The 18,444-nt window shown below is 69.8% G+C and carries 16 protein-coding genes and 2 pseudogenes; 11 read left to right on the forward strand and 7 right to left on the reverse strand.

Features of this window, described 5'->3' with window-relative positions; translation table 11 throughout:
- Window position 1: 1 nt before the first annotated feature.
- Window positions 2–589 carry an NUDIX domain-containing protein gene (locus IE326_RS20910; protein WP_229915536.1) on the reverse strand — a complete coding sequence of 196 codons (588 nt, stop codon included), beginning with the start codon at window positions 587–589 and terminating at the stop codon, window positions 2–4.
- Between the two features lies 1 nt (window position 590).
- Here IE326_RS20910 and IE326_RS20915 point away from each other — a divergent pair, with 1 nt between their 5' ends.
- The 8 genes and pseudogenes from IE326_RS20915 to IE326_RS20950 all read left to right on the forward strand — a co-directional run.
- Window positions 591–2,066, forward strand: a complete 1,476-nt coding sequence (locus tag IE326_RS20915) for a DNA polymerase subunit beta (protein ID WP_229915537.1) — start codon at window positions 591–593, stop codon at window positions 2,064–2,066.
- A 59-nt stretch (window positions 2,067–2,125) separates the two neighbouring features.
- Entirely contained in the window at window positions 2,126–3,352 is a 1,227-nt protein-coding gene (locus tag IE326_RS20920; RefSeq protein WP_229915538.1) for a hypothetical protein, read from the forward strand.
- Entirely contained in the window at window positions 3,349–4,167 is an 819-nt protein-coding gene (locus IE326_RS20925) for a class I SAM-dependent methyltransferase (protein ID WP_190042588.1), read from the forward strand. The genes IE326_RS20920 and IE326_RS20925 overlap by 4 nt, the downstream gene beginning before the upstream one ends.
- Complete coding sequence (locus IE326_RS20930) at window positions 4,164–4,541, forward strand: MazG-like family protein (RefSeq protein WP_190042589.1); 378 nt, start codon at window positions 4,164–4,166, stop codon at window positions 4,539–4,541. The genes IE326_RS20925 and IE326_RS20930 overlap by 4 nt, the downstream gene beginning before the upstream one ends.
- 139 nt (window positions 4,542–4,680) lie before the next feature.
- A complete protein-coding gene (locus tag IE326_RS20935) occupies window positions 4,681–5,994 on the forward strand; it encodes a UDP-glucose dehydrogenase family protein (protein ID WP_190042590.1) in 1,314 nt (437 codons plus the stop codon).
- 193 nt (window positions 5,995–6,187) lie between these two features.
- Window positions 6,188–6,952, forward strand: coding sequence for an IS5 family transposase (locus IE326_RS20940; protein ID WP_190042591.1), 765 nt, complete (start codon window positions 6,188–6,190; stop codon window positions 6,950–6,952).
- A gap of 127 nt (window positions 6,953–7,079) precedes the next feature.
- A complete protein-coding gene (locus IE326_RS20945) occupies window positions 7,080–7,829 on the forward strand; it encodes a transposase family protein (protein ID WP_190042592.1) in 750 nt (249 codons plus the stop codon).
- A gap of 92 nt (window positions 7,830–7,921) precedes the next feature.
- Window positions 7,922–8,726: pseudogene (locus IE326_RS20950) on the forward strand (transposase family protein); the annotation flags it as partial.
- Between the two features lie 11 nt (window positions 8,727–8,737).
- On the opposite strand, the pseudogene IE326_RS20955 reads toward IE326_RS20950, so the two are convergent.
- From IE326_RS20955 to IE326_RS20965, 3 genes and pseudogenes are all read right to left on the reverse strand, one after another.
- Window positions 8,738–9,303: pseudogene (locus IE326_RS20955) on the reverse strand (transposase family protein); the annotation flags it as partial.
- A 108-nt stretch (window positions 9,304–9,411) separates the two neighbouring features.
- The gene (locus IE326_RS20960; protein ID WP_190042593.1) at window positions 9,412–10,059 is read right to left on the reverse strand and encodes a response regulator; all 648 of its coding nucleotides are present in this window, start codon (window positions 10,057–10,059) and stop codon (window positions 9,412–9,414) included.
- Window positions 10,056–11,201, reverse strand: a complete 1,146-nt coding sequence (locus IE326_RS20965) for a sensor histidine kinase (protein ID WP_229915539.1) — start codon at window positions 11,199–11,201, stop codon at window positions 10,056–10,058. Before IE326_RS20965 ends, IE326_RS20960 begins: the two co-directional genes overlap by 4 nt.
- A 132-nt stretch (window positions 11,202–11,333) precedes the next feature.
- Between IE326_RS20965 and IE326_RS20970 the strand changes: the two genes are divergently transcribed.
- Genes IE326_RS20970 through IE326_RS20980 form a run of 3 tightly spaced genes read left to right on the forward strand, consistent with a single transcriptional unit; the run spans window position 11,334 to window position 13,710 of the window.
- On the forward strand, window positions 11,334–12,080 hold the full coding sequence (locus tag IE326_RS20970; protein WP_190042594.1) for a class I SAM-dependent methyltransferase: 747 nt from the start codon (window positions 11,334–11,336) through the stop codon (window positions 12,078–12,080).
- On the forward strand, window positions 12,077–12,997 hold the full coding sequence (locus tag IE326_RS20975) for a DedA family protein (RefSeq protein ID WP_190042595.1): 921 nt from the start codon (window positions 12,077–12,079) through the stop codon (window positions 12,995–12,997). Before IE326_RS20970 ends, IE326_RS20975 begins: the two co-directional genes overlap by 4 nt.
- Window positions 12,994–13,710 carry a nitroreductase family protein gene (locus IE326_RS20980; protein ID WP_190042596.1) on the forward strand — a complete coding sequence of 239 codons (717 nt, stop codon included), beginning with the start codon at window positions 12,994–12,996 and terminating at the stop codon, window positions 13,708–13,710. Before IE326_RS20975 ends, IE326_RS20980 begins: the two co-directional genes overlap by 4 nt.
- Before the next feature lie 532 nt (window positions 13,711–14,242).
- Here IE326_RS20980 and IE326_RS20985 read toward each other — a convergent pair.
- From IE326_RS20985 to IE326_RS20995, 3 genes are all read right to left on the reverse strand, one after another.
- Window positions 14,243–15,592 (reverse strand): type III PLP-dependent enzyme domain-containing protein, encoded by a 1,350-nt coding sequence (locus IE326_RS20985; protein WP_190042597.1) that lies wholly within the window; start codon window positions 15,590–15,592, stop codon window positions 14,243–14,245.
- 152 nt (window positions 15,593–15,744) lie between these two features.
- Window positions 15,745–17,049, reverse strand: coding sequence for a diaminopimelate decarboxylase (gene lysA, locus IE326_RS20990; protein WP_190042598.1), 1,305 nt, complete (start codon window positions 17,047–17,049; stop codon window positions 15,745–15,747).
- A 27-nt stretch (window positions 17,050–17,076) separates the two neighbouring features.
- Complete coding sequence (locus IE326_RS20995) at window positions 17,077–18,420, reverse strand: M20/M25/M40 family metallo-hydrolase (RefSeq protein ID WP_229915540.1); 1,344 nt, start codon at window positions 18,418–18,420, stop codon at window positions 17,077–17,079.
- Between the last annotated feature and the right edge of the window lie 24 nt (window positions 18,421–18,444).

Here is an 18,444-nt window from a genome sequence, read left to right on the forward strand (position 1 = left end):
GTCAGGAACGGGGCGGACGTCCGTCCTGTAGGTACAAGGCAGTGCCGGTGATCAGGGCTTCGCGGACGAGTCGGAGGCGAGCGGCCTGGGCCGTACCGATCAGCGGCTCCCACTCCTCCACGCTGCGAAGCTCCCAGGCGTCGTGCTCATCGGACAGCGTGACCTTGAAGCCCTCGCGTTCGATGCACGGCCCCCGGAAGAGAAACTGGGCGTACGGATCGAGTCCGTCCGGCCGGTACCAGTCCACCCCCAGAAGCCCGGGGGAGCCGTCGAGCTGGTGCCCGGTCTCCTCGACCACCTCACGGACTGCGGCCTGCCACGGGTCCTGACCGTGCTCGACGGTCCCCCCGGGAAGCTGCCACGAGTCCTCGTAGGTGGCGTGCAGCAGCAGCAACCGGAACTCGGCGTCGTAGAAAACGACCGCCGCGGCTGACGTGCTGCGCGCCATCGAGCCCAGCCACTCCTCGTAGGTGGGCTGTTGCGCCGCCATCTCGCTCCACTCTCCCGTCTGGTCCACCACCTGTCGTACCGAGCCTGCCACGGCGACGCCGAAATGACCGGCGGACGCCCCTGAGTTGAAGGAGTTCATCGTGGAATTCCACTACGACGTCGTGATAGCCGGCGCCGGGCCCGCGGGCCTCGCCTGCGCTCAGACGCTCCAGACGCGTGCGCCCCACCTGCGGGTGCTCCTCCTCGAAGCGGGGCGGACCTTCCGCAGACGCCCCTGCCCGGTGGACCGCGGGCTGCGGTGCACGGGGTGCGGCGGAGTGTGCAACGTGATCTCTGGCTTCGGCGGGAGCATCCACTACGGCGACGGCGCGAAGCTCAGCCTCCTGCCCTCGGGACGCAGGCTGATCACCCACTTCGGGGAGGAGACTGCGCAGAGCCTGTGCGCGGAGGCGTACGCCTGGCTCACCTCGGGTCTCCCGCAGCCGCCGGCCCTGGCCGGAGAGGGCCTGTCCGAGCGGGCCGTGTCCTCGTTCAGCGACTTCGGTCTCTCGATCCGCGAGTACCCGGTCGCCGTCGTCGGCGAGCGGGACCTCGAACGGATCATCGAGACCTGTCACGACGGGCTGCGTGCCGAGTGCCTGCACATGAGCGAGCTCACGGACGCCCAGCCGCACCGCGACGGCGGGATGACGGTCACGGTGAGGACCCACCACGGGGTGAAGGAGGTGCACGCCGGGCATGTCGTGCTCGCCACCGGCCGCCGGGGGGTGACGGCCACCACGGCGTTGCTGCGGCGGCTCGGTGTGCCGATGACGCCGCCGGACCTGTCCGTGGGGGTCCGGTTCGAGATGGACGCGCGTCTGCTCGCCGAGATCGGCACCGAGCACCCCGACCTGAAGATCAGCCAGCGGGACACGGCCGTCACCCACAAGGTGAAGACGTTCTGCTTCTGCGGCGGCCCGAACGGCGGCCGGCTGAAGTTCACGCACTACCACGACGCCTTCGGCCCGGCGGTGATCACGCTGGACGGCCACGAGACGACCGACCGCCTCCCCTCCAGCCGACCGCTCGCGGCGAACTTCGGCCTCTTGTGCCAGGTCCAGGGCCGGGGCAACGCCACGCAGGCGCAGGAGTCGTTCCTCAGCACTTACCGCAAACTCGCGGACGGTCGGCCGTTCACCCAGACCCTGGGCAGCTTCTTGGACCGGTCCTCGCAGACACGGCCCTGGCCCGAGCTGGAAGCGAGCCTCCCCTACCAGCCGTCCGTCCTCGACCTGGTCACCGGCCCCGTCCACGAGTTGTTCACCCCGGAAGAGCACGCGAGCCTGACCGCGGGACTCGACCGCGTCCTGGGGTCCATCCTCAAGCACGCGGACCAGGCGGTCTCCGTCCGCGAACTGGCCGAACAAGTCCTCGTCGTCGCCCCGGAGATCGAGTTCGTCTGGGAACAGCCCGCGCTCGACGCCGGGTGCCAGGTGCCGGACCTCCCGGTGTACGTCGTCGGGGACGCGGCGGGGATCGCCCAGGGCATCGTGCAGGGCGCGATGATGGGCACGGCAGCCGCGCGGACGATCGCCGCCGAAGAGCTGGCCGCCCCTGCCGGAGCGGACCGGTGAAGCGCGCGGTCGCCGGGACGCCGGACAGCCTGTATCCGCCGGGTGCACTCGCCTTGCCCGTGAATCCCGCCCTTCCGGCGCCGCGTCTGGCAGCAGCACCGGCCGAGCGGACCAACGAGGGGCACTACCGGGCCTACTACGGCCCCAACGTCCGGGCGGAGTACATCGTGAAAGGCTGCGCCGACCGGGTCGCCGTCATCGACAAGGCGTGGCCGCACACCCTCTCCGACGTCATGCTCCTGGTCGCCAGCGATCAGGGCCGGCGGACCAGCGTCGAAGACGCCCCCGACGCGGTGCTGGCCGCTCTGCTCGCGGGCGCCGTGGCGTACACCGACCACGTCTCCGACCCGGAGACGGCGCGGGCTTTCGGGCTCGACGGCGGACAGCTCACCATCGGCTGGAACCATGACCGGACGCTCGACCGGGACAACGGCCAGTGGTGGGACAAGGCGATGCACTGGCACCTCAACCTGTACCCCCGGGAGGTCCGGGCGGCCGTGCGGACGGTTCCGCTGGGGGAGATCGCCGACGTGGAGCTCCGCCGGTCGCTGGTCGATCCCGTCGCCTACCTCTCGCAGCACGTGGTGCGCGACGCTCTCAGGAGCTTCACGCTGCCCGCGGGGTGCCGACTCCTTCCGATCAGCTCGCACCGTGACGCCACCCGCCGGCTCCCGGTCGGCTTCAAGCTGCTCCTGCCCGGGTGGCCCTTCCTGTCCACCCCGGAGTGCCGACACCTCCTGCGGGCCCTGCACCAGGCGACCGAGCACGCCTACCGGCAGGTGCGGCACGCCTTCACCGGCTCTCCGGAGCCCACGCCTCCGTGGACCCGGCCGGCGCTCCTTCCTCCCGATCAGGTCGGTGAACAGCTCGATCGCCTGACGTGGCTCTCGCCGGTCTCCCGCAACGCGCTGATGCGGCTGCGGAGCGTGCTGCGCGACGTCACCGACCGGGAACTCCACCTGCTCCAGGAGCGCCGGTCGTTCGCCAACCGGTGCCTGACCCTGGCCGACCTCAGCTACAACATCACGCTGTTCACCCCCACCCTGGTCGGGCCCGGTCTGCCCCAGTCCCGCTCGGTCATCCTCGTGATGCAGTTCAAGCTGTTCAGCTACGTGGGGCACGCCCCCGCCGTCGGCGGGGCCGTCGCCTCCGTCATCGACCGGCACCACGGCCCCGTGATGGACGACGCCCTCCTCGCCCGCCGCCGTGCCTTCCAGGACGCCTACCTCGCCCGTCTGGGCACCGTCCTGCCCACCCTGCCCGCCACTCCGGAGGTGTCCCGGTGATCGACCCCGAAGTCCTCAGCTTCTACAACCTCGGCCTTGAGCAGGAACGCCTCCAGGACCCCCGCCGCTCGGTGGAGCTCCGGCGCACCCTCGACATCCTCGCCCGCCACCTGCCCCCGCCGCCGGCCACGGTCCTGGACATCGGCGGCGGCCCCGGGGCCTACGCCCTGCCCCTGGCCGAGGAGGGTTACCGCGTGACTCTGGTCGACCCGGTGCCCCTGCACGTCGAGCAGGCCCAGCGCGCTTCCGGGCAGCAGGACCGGGGACTGCACCGCGTCCTCCTGGGCGATGCGCGGAACGTCCCTGTGGACGAGCAGCACGATGCGGTGCTCTTGCTCGGGCCGCTCTACCACCTCACCAGCGAAGAGGACCGGGCGCGCGCCTGGCGGGAGGCTCACCGCTGCCTGCGTCCCGGAGGCGTGGCCGTCGCGGTCGCGGTGTCCCGCTTCTACGCCGGCTGGCAGGCTCTCGCGGCGGACAACATGCCGCTGCCCGGAGTCGCCGAGGGACTGGCGGACCTGATGGTCACCGGGGAGTACCGCAACCCGAGCGGCGAAGCCCGGCTGTGGACCACGGCCTACTTCCACACCCCCGACGAGCTCGCCGCCGAGGCCAGCGCCGCCAGGCTCACCGTGCGGTCCCTCATCGCAGTGGAGGGCCCGGCCAAACTCCTGGGTGACGTCGCGGACCGCATGGCCGACCCTGCGCGTCGTCAGCACGTTCTCGATGTCCAGCGGCAGATCGAGGAGGAGCGCAGCATCCTGGGCATGTCGCAGCACATCATCGTCGTCGCCCAGCGAGCGGAGACCTCATGAGCCCGGAGCACGCCGAGACCAACGCGATGCTCATCGCCGTCTCGCGGTGGATCGACAGCGCCCCGGCCAACCAGGGCCGCGCTCCCGAAGCACTCCTGTGGGGCCGCGTCGCCAAGGTGGGTGAAGAGGCCGGCGAGGTGATCGCCGCACTCGTCGGGGCCCTCGGCCACAACCCGCGCAAGGGCGTGCACGACACCATGGAGCACGTCGAGTACGAACTGCTCGACGTCACGATGACCGCGCTGTGCGCAGTCGCTCATCTCCGCAGCCCCTGTGGCGGGACGCCCGACCTTCTCGGCCTCCTCCAGCAGCACATCCGTACGGTGCACGAACGCTCCGGCGCCCCTGCCGAAGCGCCTCAGGAAACCGAATAACCGAAACGAATCCCCGTAAGTCGGCTGTCTACCTGCACAGTTCGAGGGGCGAGGGCCCTGGTCGGTAACCTGCCGGAATTCGGCAGCCTGCCGCCTGGGGCCCTCTTCCCCAGCCGACACACGGACACGGGAAGTGAACATGCGGAACATCACGGTCTTCGGCGCCGGGTACATCGGCCTCGTGACCGGCGCGTGCCTCGCCGAGCTGGGGCACACCGTCGTCGTCCGGGACATCCAGGCGGCACGCGTCGCCGCCCTCCGCCGGGGTGAGGTGCCGATCTACGAACCGGGCCTCGCAGAGCTGATGGAGGCCAACGCCGGCCGGCTGAGCTTCGCCCTGGACGCGAGGGAAGCACTGGAGCACGCCGAAGTCGCCTTCGTGTGCGTGGACACCCCGCCCACGCCCTCCGGCGACGCCGACCTCTCGCGCGTCTGGTCCGTCATCGAGGACCTGAAGAACGCTCCGCGCCTGACGGCCGTCGTCATGAAATCGACCGTCCCCGTGGGCACCGGCGACCAGGTACGCGCCGCGCTCGACGCGGCAGGACTCGATCACGTCGGCTACGCCTCGAACCCGGAGTTCACCGCCGAAGGACGGGCCATCGGAGACTTCATGAACCCCGATCGCATCGTGATCGGCGCCTCCGACCCCACCACCGCCCACCTGATCGCCGACCTGCACAAGGGCATCGCCGGTCCGGTCGAGACTATGAGCGTCGCCTCCGCCGAGATGGTCAAGCTCGCGTCGAACGCCCTTCTCGCCACGAAGATCACGTTCATCAACGAGATCGCGGCCGTGTGCGAAGCGACCGGCGCCGACGTCGAGGAGGTCGCCGCCGCCATCGGGATGGACCACCGTCTCGGCCCGCACTTCCTCAAGGCCGGCCTCGGCTACGGCGGAAGCTGCTTCCCCAAGGACTCCCGCGCCCTGCGCGCGATGGCGTCCAACAGCGGCCTGCCGTTCCAGCTCCTCACCACCGTCATCGACGTCAACGACCTCCAGCCCAGGCGGGCCATCGCCCGGCTCAAGGAAGAACTCGGCGGTCTCCGTGGACGCCGGATCGCTCTGCTGGGCCTCACCTTCAAGGCCGGCACCGACGACATGCGGGAAGCCCCGAGCGCGATCATCGCCTCCCGGCTCGTGTCCGAAGGAGCCACCCTCACCGGCTGGGACCCCATGGCCCGGCTGCGCGACGAAGCCCCGTGGAACCGGCTGGAGCGCGCCGAGACCGTGATCGAAGCGGTCACCGGCTGCGACGCCGCGATGATCGTGACGGAGTGGCCCATGCTGAAGGAGGTTGACTGGGCATCAGCGGCATCGGCCATGAAGACCCCCTTCCTCTTCGACGGCCGCAACCTCCTCGCCCCGCCGCTCCTCCAGAAGCACGGCTTCACCTACATGAGCGTCGGCCGCGCAACCGTCCGGCCCGTCACCACGCCACCGCCGAAATGACCGTGACCCGCATCGCCGTCGCCCTTCAGGCCCAAGACCCCATATCTCAGGCCGGAGTGACGAGTCAGTGAGCCGTTTTCATCCTGTCTCTGTGGGGTGAAATGGCAGGTAAGCATGGGTGTGTGCCGAGACGAGGCTCCTGGTCGTTGCGGTGGTGTTCTCTACGCACCACGCATCGTCCGAGGAGCCTCGCTTGGTCCCGTATCGTGCCACGATCGATGTCCCGCATGAGCTGGTTGAGCATGTTTCCTGGCTCATCTACGCACGAAGGTGTGAACGTGGTTCGCGGTGGCGGAAGCTGGGCTGCTTTCGGCAGGCCCTGCTCGTGCTGGTCCATCTGCGGAAGAACGAGCCGCTGCCCGCCCTGGCAGCCGGCTTCGGCGTCTCGACAGCCACAGCCTGGCGCTACGTCAGCGAGACTCTCGACGTCCTCGCGGCGTGGGCCCCGGGCTTGCACGAGGCCCTTACCGGCCTGGGCGAGGGTGACCACGTGATCGTCGACGGCACCCTGATCCCCATCGACCGCATCGCCGCCGACGAGCCGTACTACTCCATGAAACATCGCAAGCATGGGATGAACGTGCAGGTCATCGCCCGTTCCGACGGCACACCGCTCTGGTTCTCCCGCGCGACACCGGGCCGCACTCACGATCTGACCGCGGCCCGGGCTCACGGCATCGTCCAGGCCTGTCTCACCCGGCAGGTCCTCGTTCTCGCAGACCGTGCCTACCAAGGCGCCGGCGCCACCTTCCGCACCCCGTACTACCACCACCGCGAACAGCCCGAGCACTACCAGCAGTTCAACCGCGACCACGCCCGGCTCAGAGCTCCCGGGGAACGGGCCTTCGCACAGCTGAAGTCCTGGCGGATCCTCCGCCGGGCCCGATGCTCCACCCGCCGCATCGGCACCCTCGTCCAAGCCGTCCACACCCTGCTGACCTGCAGCTATTCAGGATGAAAACGGCTCACTAAGGATCTTCAGAGTGGTCACCGATCGGGTGACGGCCAAGGGCGGATAGCAGACGAGGCCTTCGGGCAGTGGTTCGAGAGGTCTGACGTCTCAACCGCTTTGACCGGAGGCCTCGTTGGTCATCTATCCTGCTGCACTCGACCTGCCGCACGCGCTCGTGGAGTGGGTCACGATGCTGATCGTCACCCGTGAGGGTGACCGCCGGCGCAAACTGCGGCCCTCGCAGCGCGTCATCATCGCCCTGGTCTACCTGCGCGAGCACACCACCTACGCGAAACTCGCCGCGGGTTTCCGGATCAGCGAGGGCACCGCCCACGCCTACGTACAGAGCGTGATCAAACTCCTCGCCTCGAAGGCGCCGTCCCTGACCCGGGCCCTTCGCCGGGCGCGTCCCGAGTACGTTCTGCTGGACGGCACCATCGCCGAGTGCGACCGGGTCGGCGACCACGAACGGGACTACTCGGGCAAGACTCGACAGCACGGCGTGAACATCCAGGCCGTCACTGACCCTGCCGGCGAGCTCATCTGGTACTCGCCGGCGCTGCCCGGCCGCACGGTCGACATCGCCGCGGCCCGCACCCACCGTATCGTCACCGTCTGTGAACGCTTGCGGATCCCCGTGCTTGCCGACAAGGCCTATGCCGGGGCCGGCGGCACGTTCCAGGTGCCGTTCAAACGCCACCTCGGAAGACCCCTCACCACCAGACAAGCAGCCGTCAACCGGGCACACGCCCGACTCCGCTTCCCCGTCGAGCGAGCCTTCGCCCGCCTCAAGGCCTGGCGGATCTTCCGCAAAGCCCGGATCAGCCCCAACCGACTCACGTCAATCACCAAGGCCGTCCTCACCCTCGAGAGACGACGCTGAAGATCCTTAGTGAGCCTCTTTCATCCTGTGCTGGAGGGTGAAATGGGCTGGTCAGCGGGTGTGGTGACGAGGCAGGGCCCCTTGTCGTTGGCGTGGTGATTCCACTCATCACACCGGCGACCGAAGGAGCCCTGAAGGTTTCCGTATCCTGACACGCTCGACGTCCCCCATGAGCTCGTCGAGCATGTTGCTTGGCTGCTGCACGAGCAGCGCCGGGCCCGTAACACCCGCTGGCGCAAGCTCGGCTGCTTCCAGCAGGCGTTGCTCACGCTGGTGCACCTGCGGAAGAACGAGACGTTCTCGCAGCTCGGATCAGGTTTCGGGATATCCCAGGCCACCGCTTGGCGCTACGTCGACGAGACCTTGGACGTGCTGGCGGGCTGGGCGCCGGGCCTCCAAGAAGCGCTCACCGGTCTCGGTGAGGGCGATCACGTCATCGTTGACGGCACGCTGATCCCGATCGACCGGATCGGCGCGGACGAGCCATACTACTCGATGAAGCACCGTCGGCACGGGATGAACGTGCAGGTCATCGCTCGTCCCGACGGCACACCGCTGTGGTTCTCGCGCGCGACACCCGGCCGCACCCACGACCTGACCGCGGCCCGCGCACACGGCATCGTCCAGGCCTGCCTCACCCGGCAGATCCTCGTCCTCGCCGACCGCGCCTACCAGGGCGCCGGCGCCACCTTCCGCACCCCCTACTACCACCATCGCGAACAGCCCGCCCACTATCAGCAGTTCAACCGCGACCACGCACGGCTCAGAGCCCCCGGCGAACGCGCCTTCGCACAGCTGAAGTCCTGGCGCATCCTCCGCCGAGCCAGATGCTCAACCCGACGCATCAGCACCATCGCCCAAGCCGTCCACACCCTGCTGACCTGCAGCTATTCAGGACGAAAACGGCTCAGTACCTCGATCCGCTGGCTGGTCTCGGCATTGATGATGATCGTGGCGTAGCTGTGCCGGCGTCGCAGGGCGAAGTCGTCGACCCCGATCACCCGCGGGATCCGTACCACCGGCATGGGCACCCGCCGCGGCAGCTGCAGGGCGGAGGCGTACGGCACGGGCATGGCCAGTGACCGGGTGAGCCGGGCGGACGCCCGGCCGCACAACTCCTTGACCAGCTCGGAGAGCTGGCCGGTCAGACGTGTGGTACCGCGCTGATGGCGCTCCAGGAGCCCGGGGACCTGCTCTCGGAAGGTCTGCCGTCCGCAGTCCCGGACCGGACAGACCAGCCGTCGTATCCTCACCCGGACCACGACCTGCCGGCCGTCGACCGGCACATCCCGCACCGTCCGGCCGTGATACCCGTGAACCCTTCCCATCAGCACCCCGCACAGCGGACAGGGAACGGGAACATGCCGGTCCGAGCCGAAACCTGGACTGTCTCGCCACCGTCCACCACATCCTCGATGGCCAACGCCGACAACCCCGAGAACACCGTCCCCACAAACGCGTTCGCATCATGCACGCTCGATGATCACAGGTGAGCACTCACCGTCACCACCGACTACGGAACAGACCCGAACGATTTACAGTCCCTCCTCGCGCAGCGGTGCGTATCGGTCAGGAGTGTGGATCAGGTGAGGTCGGCATCGCGGGCAAGAAGCGCTGCCTGGACTCGATTGGTGACCTCCAGAGCGGAGAGGATGCGGCTGACGTGTGCTTTCACCGTGCTTTCCCGCATGTTGAGCCGGGTGGCGATGTCAGCGTTCGTGTCGCCGCGGGCCAGGAGGACCAGGACATCACCTTCGCGGGGAGTGAGGCGTTCGAGGCGGGCGCGAGCAGCTGTTGCCTGGGGCTGACCGGCGTGGTGGTAGCGGTCGATGAGGCGTCGGGCGGCGGCGGGGTGGAGCATGGCGGAGCCGGCTGCGACGAGGTGGACAGCGCGCAGGATTTCGGCGGGGTCCGTGTCTTTGAGGAGGAAGCCGTCGGCGCCGGCAGCGAGGGCGTTGTAGACGTACTCGTCGAGGTCGAAGGTGGTCAGGGTGATGATTTTCGGCGGGTGGGGCAGAGAGCGCAGCCGTCCGGTTGCGGTGATGCCGTCCATGCGGGGCATCCGGACGTCGACCAGGGCGACGTCGACGCAGTGGGCAGTCGCCTGTTCGATGGCATGGAGCCCGTCGGTGGCCTGGGCGACGACCTCGATACCGTCGTCACTGTCGAGGAGGTCGGTCAGTCCGAGGCGTACGAGGGCGTCGTCGTCGACGACCATGGCGCGAATCACGTGCGGGGGCCGTTCTGGTCGGGGACAGGGTGGGGGATGCGGGCGGCAAGACGCCAGGATCCGGCGCCGCCGGGCCCGGCGCTCAGGCTCCCGCCCAGCGCTTCGACCCTCTCACGAAGGCCGATCAGGCCGAATCCGGAGGGAACCTGCTGGATACCGGGGCCGCGGCCGGGCGGGTTGGTCACTTCGATCAGGGTGGCCGGCGGCTTGTAGGTGATGCGGATGCGGACCGGTGCGTCGGGGGCGTGCTTGCGGGCGTTAGTCAGTGCCTCCTGCACCAGTCGGTAGACAGCCAGTCGGTGCGCTGCGGGCGCCTGCTCCGGGCCCCCTTCCACGGTCGTGTTGATGTCCTGCCCGGCCGCCCGAGCCTGCTCGATCATTTCCTCGACGTCGCGCAGGACAGGGGCCGGCGGGTCCGCGGCAAGGATGGCATCGGTCGTGCGGAGTGCCCCCAGGACGTCGCGTAGGTCGGTCAGAGCCTCGGTGGAGGCGGTGCGCAGCAGGCCGAGTCGTTCTACGACGGGGCCGGGAAGAGTGTCCTTCCGGGTAGCCAGTACACCGGTGTGCAGGGCGATCAGGCTGAGCCGGTGGGCGAGCACGTCGTGCATCTCCGCGGCGATGGCGGAGCGCTCCGCCATCCGCGCGGCCTGTTCTCTCAGTTCTCGCTCGGTCCGCAGGTGCTCCACCTGGGCGTGCAGTGCCTGGACCAGGCGGCGTCGATTTCCCATCCACAGGCCGCCGAGCACGGCCAGCACCAGAAAGAGCGTCGATCCGTACTGCTGTGGGGTCCACAATGATGCCGTCGGCTGCACGACGGCATTGGCCGCGAGCGCCACGGCCGAGCAGACCCCGGCTGCCAGGACGCGCCGTCGGGCGGCGAGGTCGAACAGGGCGATCAGGAGCAGCGGGAGGACGGGCCATCCCCAGACGCTCGCGGCCGCCGTCGTCAGGGCCGGAGCGAGCCACCAGGGTCCCCGAGGCAGGAGCAGGGCCAGCCCGCACGCGAGCGCCGCCGCGCTGTGGAGGGCCACGTAGTCTCCGCCCGCGCTCAACGCTCCGTTCTGGACAGCCGTCAGCGTCAGCAGCACCACCAGGGCGGAGCGCCCATACGCCACCCATCGGTGGATTTGTTCTGATATCACGCTCCAAGCGTAGGCAGCCGGCCCGTCTCCTCACGACCGACGATCTACTCTTCCGGCCCCCTACTTTCGTAGGGCAAGGCGGTCGCACAAGGGAGGATCCTCCAGGTCGTGTGTGTCCATAGCGTCGAAGACATGGACGACTGGACCACTTCACACGAACGTGTCCTCGCGCAGCGCAACGCCGAGGGCTGGATGTTCCTCATCGAAGCCGCCCGAGACCTGCGCACCACCGGCGCCATCGCCCCCAGCGGAAAGGCCCTGGCCCGGCTGCTGACCGACCCCGTCCAAAAGCACGGATCAAGACCCTTGAACGTCCTGGAGGCGGGTGCGGGCACCGGATCGGTCACCCGCACCCTGGTCCCCCGCCTTTCCGCGGGTAGCCGCCTGGACATCGTCGAGGCCAACGCCCGCTTCGCCGCCCGACTGCACCACCTCGTCCGGGTCCATCCCCGCCTGGTCGGCGGGAGCGAGCCGGTCACCGTACATCACACCCTCGTCGAACGGCTCGACACCGACCGTTCCTACGACGTCATCGTTTCCGGCCTGCCGTTCACCAACTTCACGCCCGTCCAGGTCGAGACGATCATGGACCGGTACATGGGACTGCTCCAGCCCGGCGGAACGCTCACCTACTTCGCTTATCGCGGCAGCCGGTACGCCCGCGCCTTGACGTCCTCGCGTGCCTCGGTACATCGCCACCGCGAGGTCGAAGAGGTCCTCGCCGGCTACCAGCGCCGGTATGCCGTCGGCTGTCGGACCGTGTGGGGCAACCTGCCCCCGGCTGAGGTCTGGCAGCTCCGCCGTCCCGCCGCCGTGCCCTGCCCGCGAGCGCTGGACACCGCGGCAGCGCCGGACAGCATGGTCACGGCAGCACGGTGAACGCGCTGACCGGTTTCCTTGGCCACGTCCCCGGCCCGGTCGCTTATGTGATCCTGGCCGCAGCGGTGCTGGCCGAGTCCGTGCTGCTCGTCGGCGCGTTCATCCCGACGCTGAGCCTACTGCTGGCCTCCGGCGCCCTGGCCCGTGCCGGCGATCTGAATCTCGCCCTGGTCATCGTCACCGCCGCGAGCGCGGTCGTGGCAGGAGACGCCCTGGGGCACCGCACCGGACGGCTCCTCGGCAGCCGCCTGCGCATCGGGCGCCTCGGACGGCGCGTCCCGGCTGCCGCATGGGATCGCACCGATGCGCTCATGGCCCGGTGTGGAGGGCAAGCCGTCTTCCTGGCCCGTTTCGTCCCTGTGATACGCACCCTGATGCCCCACCTTGCAGGGGCCGCCCGCCTGCCCTACCGCCGCATCGCGCCGTACAGCTTGATTGCCGCCCTGCTGTGGGCCGGCGTCGAGGCCATCACCGGATACGCGGCAGCCGACTCGCTCCGACGGCTCATCACCTACGGCGGTCCAGGCCTCGCCGCGGTCGTGTTCCTGTCGACCTCGGCCGCTGTGGTTGCCCTCAGCCGCCGGCGTCGCGCCCGCACCCGCGTGGTTTCGGCGGGTTCTCTTGTCGCAACGCCGCACACGCCTATGACGCCGGAGCCCTGCCGTCGGGCACGAGAGCCCGTACCCAGCCTCCTCGACGGTTCGCGAGGCGGAGTGTCGAGCCAGGCTCGCACTCGTTTGAGCGGGCCGGGAGGCGTACCCGCCCAAGGAGGGCATGTCTGTTTCGTTGAGCTACGAGGCCGGCCATGGGCTCTGAACGCTGCTCCGCCCTCTGTCGGCCGAGACGAAGAAGGCGGAGTCCCGAGCATCAGACCCCTCGACCCAGGCCGGGGCGGGATCTACACTCCGCGATCATGATCGATCTCACTGGTGCGGAATCCGATCCCCGTCTCTTCGACATCATGTCCACCATGCGTGCCATGCGCCGCATCAAGCCCGATCCGGTCCCCGAGGGTCTTGTCGAGCGGCTGGTCGAGGCCGCGACCTGGGGACCGAGCGGTGGCAATATGCAGCGCTTCGAGTACGTCGTCGTCACCGACCGGGACGTCATGGCCCGTCTCGCTCCTTTGTGGAAGCGTTGCGTGGACGCCTATCTCGCCACGACGGGCGCGCTGGCTCCCGAAGGGATGGACACGGCCGCCTACGGTCGCATGGTCGCCGCGATCGAGTACCAACGCGACCACTTCGCGGACACTCCCGTGCTGGTCATCCCCTGTTACCAGTTCCCCGCACCGCGGGTGACGGAGGAGGGCTACCTCGCTTCCGCGCAGGCCCTGGGCCCGGTGGCGACCCAGCGCATGATGGACACGCAGGAGCGCTTCATGGCGCTCGCGGAAGGGTCCTGCGTCTACCCGGGCGTCCAGAACCTGCTGCTCGCCGCCCGAGGGCTCGGCCTCGCCGCGAACATCACCATCTGGCACCTGATGCTGGAGGAAGAATGGAAGCAGGCCCTCGGCATCCCCGAGGACATGCGCACCTTTGCTGCCATACCCGTGGGCTGGCCGATGGGCAACTTCGGACCGGTGCGCCGCCGGCCTGTCTCTGAAGTCGTGCACCGCGACCGCTGGTGAGCCTGCAGGAAACACGGGCGAGCTCACCCGCGAGGGACTCCCGGAAGCCCGAATGAGAACCGCGGGCTCCGGACGACGTGCACGCCTCGTTTCCACGCCCGGGCGAGGCCGGAGCCACTACGAGTGTGAGGGTGAGGCGTCGCACGGGGACTTCGTCGGCGGTGACAGCGTGGTGGTTCCGGGCCGCCCCGCTGACGTGGCCGCGGATCTCCCTCCCAACTCTGCCGTCGGGGCACCGCAGCCGCGCTGACCCGGCTCTCGGCGGTCGGATGCGAGCACGTACGGCGCCAGGACGACGAGGACGGTCCACCGGCCCACCCCTCAATCCTGCATGGGGGCGCGGTCCGTATCCGTCCTCCCTTCCCCGGGGGCGGTGGACGGTGGTACTTCCACGCGGTGTGCGCGGGCGAGGCCCCGGTGTGCGAGCCGGAGGCGACCGGGGCGACGCGGCCGGGTCCTCGACCCCGAGGGACACGAGCGGAGCGTGGGGACCTACCGGCCGGACTGACCCAACGGGCCGGCCGGCAGGCCCTCATGAGCAATCGGAGTGCTCGTCATGCGGGGCCGGGGCAAGCCCTGTCAGGAGCGCCGGCCCGTGGGACGAGCCGCTCTCCTCCACCACTTCTGCCAGCGTCTGCGGCGTCCGCACCGTGGCCAGCTCGACCGCTCCGTCACGGTGCAGGAACCCGTGGACCCCCGGCCTCGGGATGCTGTTGTACGCCCAGGGGGCGGAGAAGTAGTAGGCGCCCGTGTCGTGCAGCACCACCAGGTCCCCCTCCGCGAGCTCCGGCAGCAGACGCTCGTGCGCCACCATGTCCCCGGCGAAGCAGAGGGGACCGGCGACGTCCTGCGGTACGGACGCGGTCGTCTTCGGCCGGCCGTCCGGCCCGTGCGCGGTGATCCTGACCGGCCACGCGTCGGGCATGAACACGGTGCGGGTGGCCACCTGCGCTCCGGCGTGGGTAAGCGCGATCCGTCGGCCGCCCGACTGTTTGACGTACTCGACCACCGCCGCGGTGAAGCCGTTCTTCGCGAGCAGCGACCGGCCGAACTCCGTGACCACCTGGTAGCGGCCGTCGAGCAGGGCCGGTTCGGCGTCGGTGAGCGCCCGCACGTACTCCTGGAACGTCGGCGTGACCGTGTCGTCGGAGAAGTTGACCGGCAGCCCTCCGCCCAGGTCCAGACTGGTGACCTGGCGCCTGCCGACGTGCGCGTCGATCTCCTCGGCGAGCTGGTGCAGCGTGGCGAGTCCCCGGGCGATCAGCTGCAGCGAGCACCCCTGCGAGCCGATGTGGGCGTGCAGGCGGGTCAGCCAGGGGTGCTGCAGGAAGGCGTCGAGGACCCGTGCGCGGGCTCCGGGGTCGTCGAGGGCCACCCCGAACTTCGAGTGCGGCGTCGCCGTGCTCATCGCCGCGATACTGCCGCCGCCGACCTGGGGGTTGACGCGGAGGCCGACGACGGACCGGGAGCGGGCGGGACGCAGGGCGTCGATGCGATCGAGTTCGGCGAGGTTGTCCGCGTTCAGCGCGATCCCCAGAGTGAGCGCCTCGCTGATCTCGGCGCGGGTCTTGGCCGGGGAGTCCAGGACGATGCGTTCGGGTGCGAACCCGGCGGCGAGTGCCAGCCGGGTCTCTCCCGGGCTCGCCGTCTCACAGCCCATTCCGGCGTCCGCGAGCAGCCGCAGGACCGGGACGAGCGGACACGCCTTGACCGCGAAGGCGTGCAGGGCGTCCGGCACGTGGGCGAAGGCCTTGTGGAGCGCGGTGACGCTGTCGCGGATGCCCTGGACGTCGATGAAGCCGGCGACGGGGTGCTCTGGCCCCAGCACGCCGTCGGCCGTCGCCTGCCGCAGTACAGACGCGATCTTCTTCTGGTGCGTCATGCCTTCCTTCCTCGCTTTCGGCGATGTGGCTCCCTGCAGTCCCGGAGGGGTGGAACAGAAGTGCCTGCCTCCGACGGCCTCTTCCGGGGGCCCGGGCCACGCGGGCCCGGGGCGTCGGGTCGGTTCCGGCTCCGGGGTCTCCGGGTGGTGGGTCACCGAACGTCCAGGCGCAGCACGTCGTCGATGGTCTCCCGCCGGACGATGACGCGTGCGGCACCGTCACGGACGGCGACGACGGGCGGGCGGGGCTGGGAGTTGTAGTTGTTCGCCATGGAGCGGTGGTACGCGCCGGAGGCGGGGACCGCGAGGAGGTCGCCGACGGCGAGATCAGAGGGCAGGCGGGCGGAGTCCACGACGATATCGCCGGACTCGCAGTGCCGTCCGCAGACGGTGACCGGCTCGTCCGTGCTCCTGGCCGTGGCCCGGCCCGCCAGAGCGGCCGTGTAGGAGGCGTCGTACAGGGCGGGCCGCATGTTGTCGCTCAGGCCGCCGTCGACGGAGACCCAGGTCCGCAGTCCGGGCTGGCGCTTGATCGTGCCCACCGTGTACAGGGTCACCGTCGTGGGCCCCGCGATGGCCCGGCCGGGCTCCACGGCGAGTCTCGGCATCGGCACGCCCGCCCAGGCACAGGCTTTCCGCACCCGATCGATGACGGTGGGGGCGAGGTCCCGCACGTCGAGGGGTTCGTCGTCGGGAAGGTAGGCGATGCCCAGGCCTCCGCCCAGGTCGAGTCGCCGTAGGAGCGTGCCGTGGGTGCGTGCGGTGTCGGCCATCAGGCCGACGAGCCGGTCGGCGGCCGTCTCGAAGACGTCGGGACGCAGGATTTGGGAGCCGAGGTGGCTGTGCAGGCCCACGAGCTCCAGGCCGGGCGCGCCCAGGGCGTGGGAGATGGCGCGGTGGGCGCTTCCGGTGGCCAGGGAGAAACCGAACTTCTGGTCGTCGGTGCCCGTGGTGATGTGGGCGTGGGTGTGCGCCTCCACGCCGGGTGTGACGCGGACGAGGACCTGCTGGCGCGTGCCCCGGTGGGTGGCGATGTCCGACAGCCGGGCTATCTCGTCGTGGGAGTCGACGACGACGAGGGAGACGCCGTGGTCGACGGCTTCCGCCAGTTCGGCCACCGACTTGTTGTTGCCGTGGAAGATCACGGAGGATCCCGGGATCCCCGCGCGCCGCGCCGTGCGCAGCTCGCCCGCGGAGCAGACGTCGATTCCCAGGCCTTCGTCCTTCAGCCAGGTGGCGACCTGGTGGCAGAGGAACGCCTTGGCGGCGTAGAAGACGTCGTGGCCGGTGAAGGCCGCGCGCCAGGATCGGCAGCGGGCGCGGAAGTCGTCCTCGTCGAGGACGAAGGCCGGGGTGCCGAACTCCTCGGCGATGTCGCTCAGGAGAACGCCGCCGATCTCCAGGCCGTCGGTGCCGCTCGTGGTCGTGGCGGGCCACAGGTGCGGAGGGATGTGCATGGTGGGGTCTGCCCTTCGGAATGGCGCTCAGTGGGCGGTGAGGAACCGGTGGAGGACGCGGACGCCGAATTCGAGGCCGGACAGGGGCACCCGCTCGTCCACTCCGTGGAACATGGCGTAGTAGTGCAGGTGGGGGTCGAGCAGGAGGGGGGCGAAGCCGTAGGTGCTGATGCCGATCCTCGCGAAGGCCTTGGCGTCGGTCCCCCCGGACTGGATGAACGGCACGGGGTGGGCGTGGGGGTCTTGGCTGCGGATCGCTTCGGCCATCGCGCCGAAGGCCGGCCCTTCGTGATCGGCGGCGACGGCCTCCTCGCAGTTGATGAACTCCCGTGCCACCTTCGGGCCCAGGAGCCGGTCGACGGTTTCCACGAAGGCGTTCTGTTCGCCGGGCAGGAACCTGCCGTCCACCTCGGCGTGGGCGCGTGAGGGGATGACGTTGACCTTCTGGCCGGCCGTCAGCACGGTAGGGTTGAGGGTGTTGCGGATGGTGCAGTCGAAGAGTTCGCCGAGCCCGCCGAGGCGGATCGCCTCCTCCTCAAGTCGGTCGCGGTCGATCCGGATCCCGAGGGTCTGGTCAAGGGCGTCGAGCAGGGTGTGGACGGCGGGGACGAGGCGGGTGGGCCAGCGATGGGCGGCGAGCCGGGAGAGGGCGTGGACCAGCTCCGCCACCGCGTTGTCCTGTCCGGGCCCCGAGCCGTGTCCTGCGGTGCCGTGGGCAGTGAGCCGCATCCACGCGGTGCCGCGCTCCCCGACGGCGATGGGGTACACGCGTGCGTCCGGTCCGGTGCGGGTGGTCCTGGTCGTGATCGAGAAGCCGCCGGACTCGCTGATCGCCTCCTCGACGCCGGCGAAGTGGTCCCGGTGCGCGGTCGTGACGTGACGGGATCCGTACTCGCCGGTCGACTCCTCGTCCGCGAGGAAGGCGAGGACCAGGTCACGTCGCGGTTTCTGCCCTGTGCGCGCCCAGGCGCGCACCAGGGCGAGGGTCATGGCGAGGGTTCCCTTCATGTCGACCGCGCCGCGTCCCCACAGGCAGCCGTGGTGGAGGTCTCCGGAAAGGGGGTGCAGCGTCCAGTCGCGGGGCTCGGCGTGCACGGTGTCGAGGTGTCCGTGGACGAGCAGCGGGGGCAGGTCGCGGTTCTCGCCGTCGATCCGGGCCAGGACGCTGGTGCGGCGGGGCCGCGGTTCGGTCAGGGTGGCACGGACACCGGCCGCCTCCAGGGCTTCGGCCACGTACTCCGCGGCTTGCCGCTCGCCGGGCCCAGATCCGTCTCCGGGGTTGGTGGTGTCGATGCGCAGGAGGTCCGAGCACAGTTCGGCGACGTCGGTGGCGTAGCCGTCGTGCAGACCGGGTTGTCCGATGGCGGTCACAAGCTGCTCCACGAGGATCGGTCG

The sequence above is a fragment of the Streptomyces filamentosus genome (genome assembly GCF_014654895.1).
Lineage (GTDB): Bacteria > Actinomycetota > Actinomycetes > Streptomycetales > Streptomycetaceae > Streptomyces > Streptomyces filamentosus.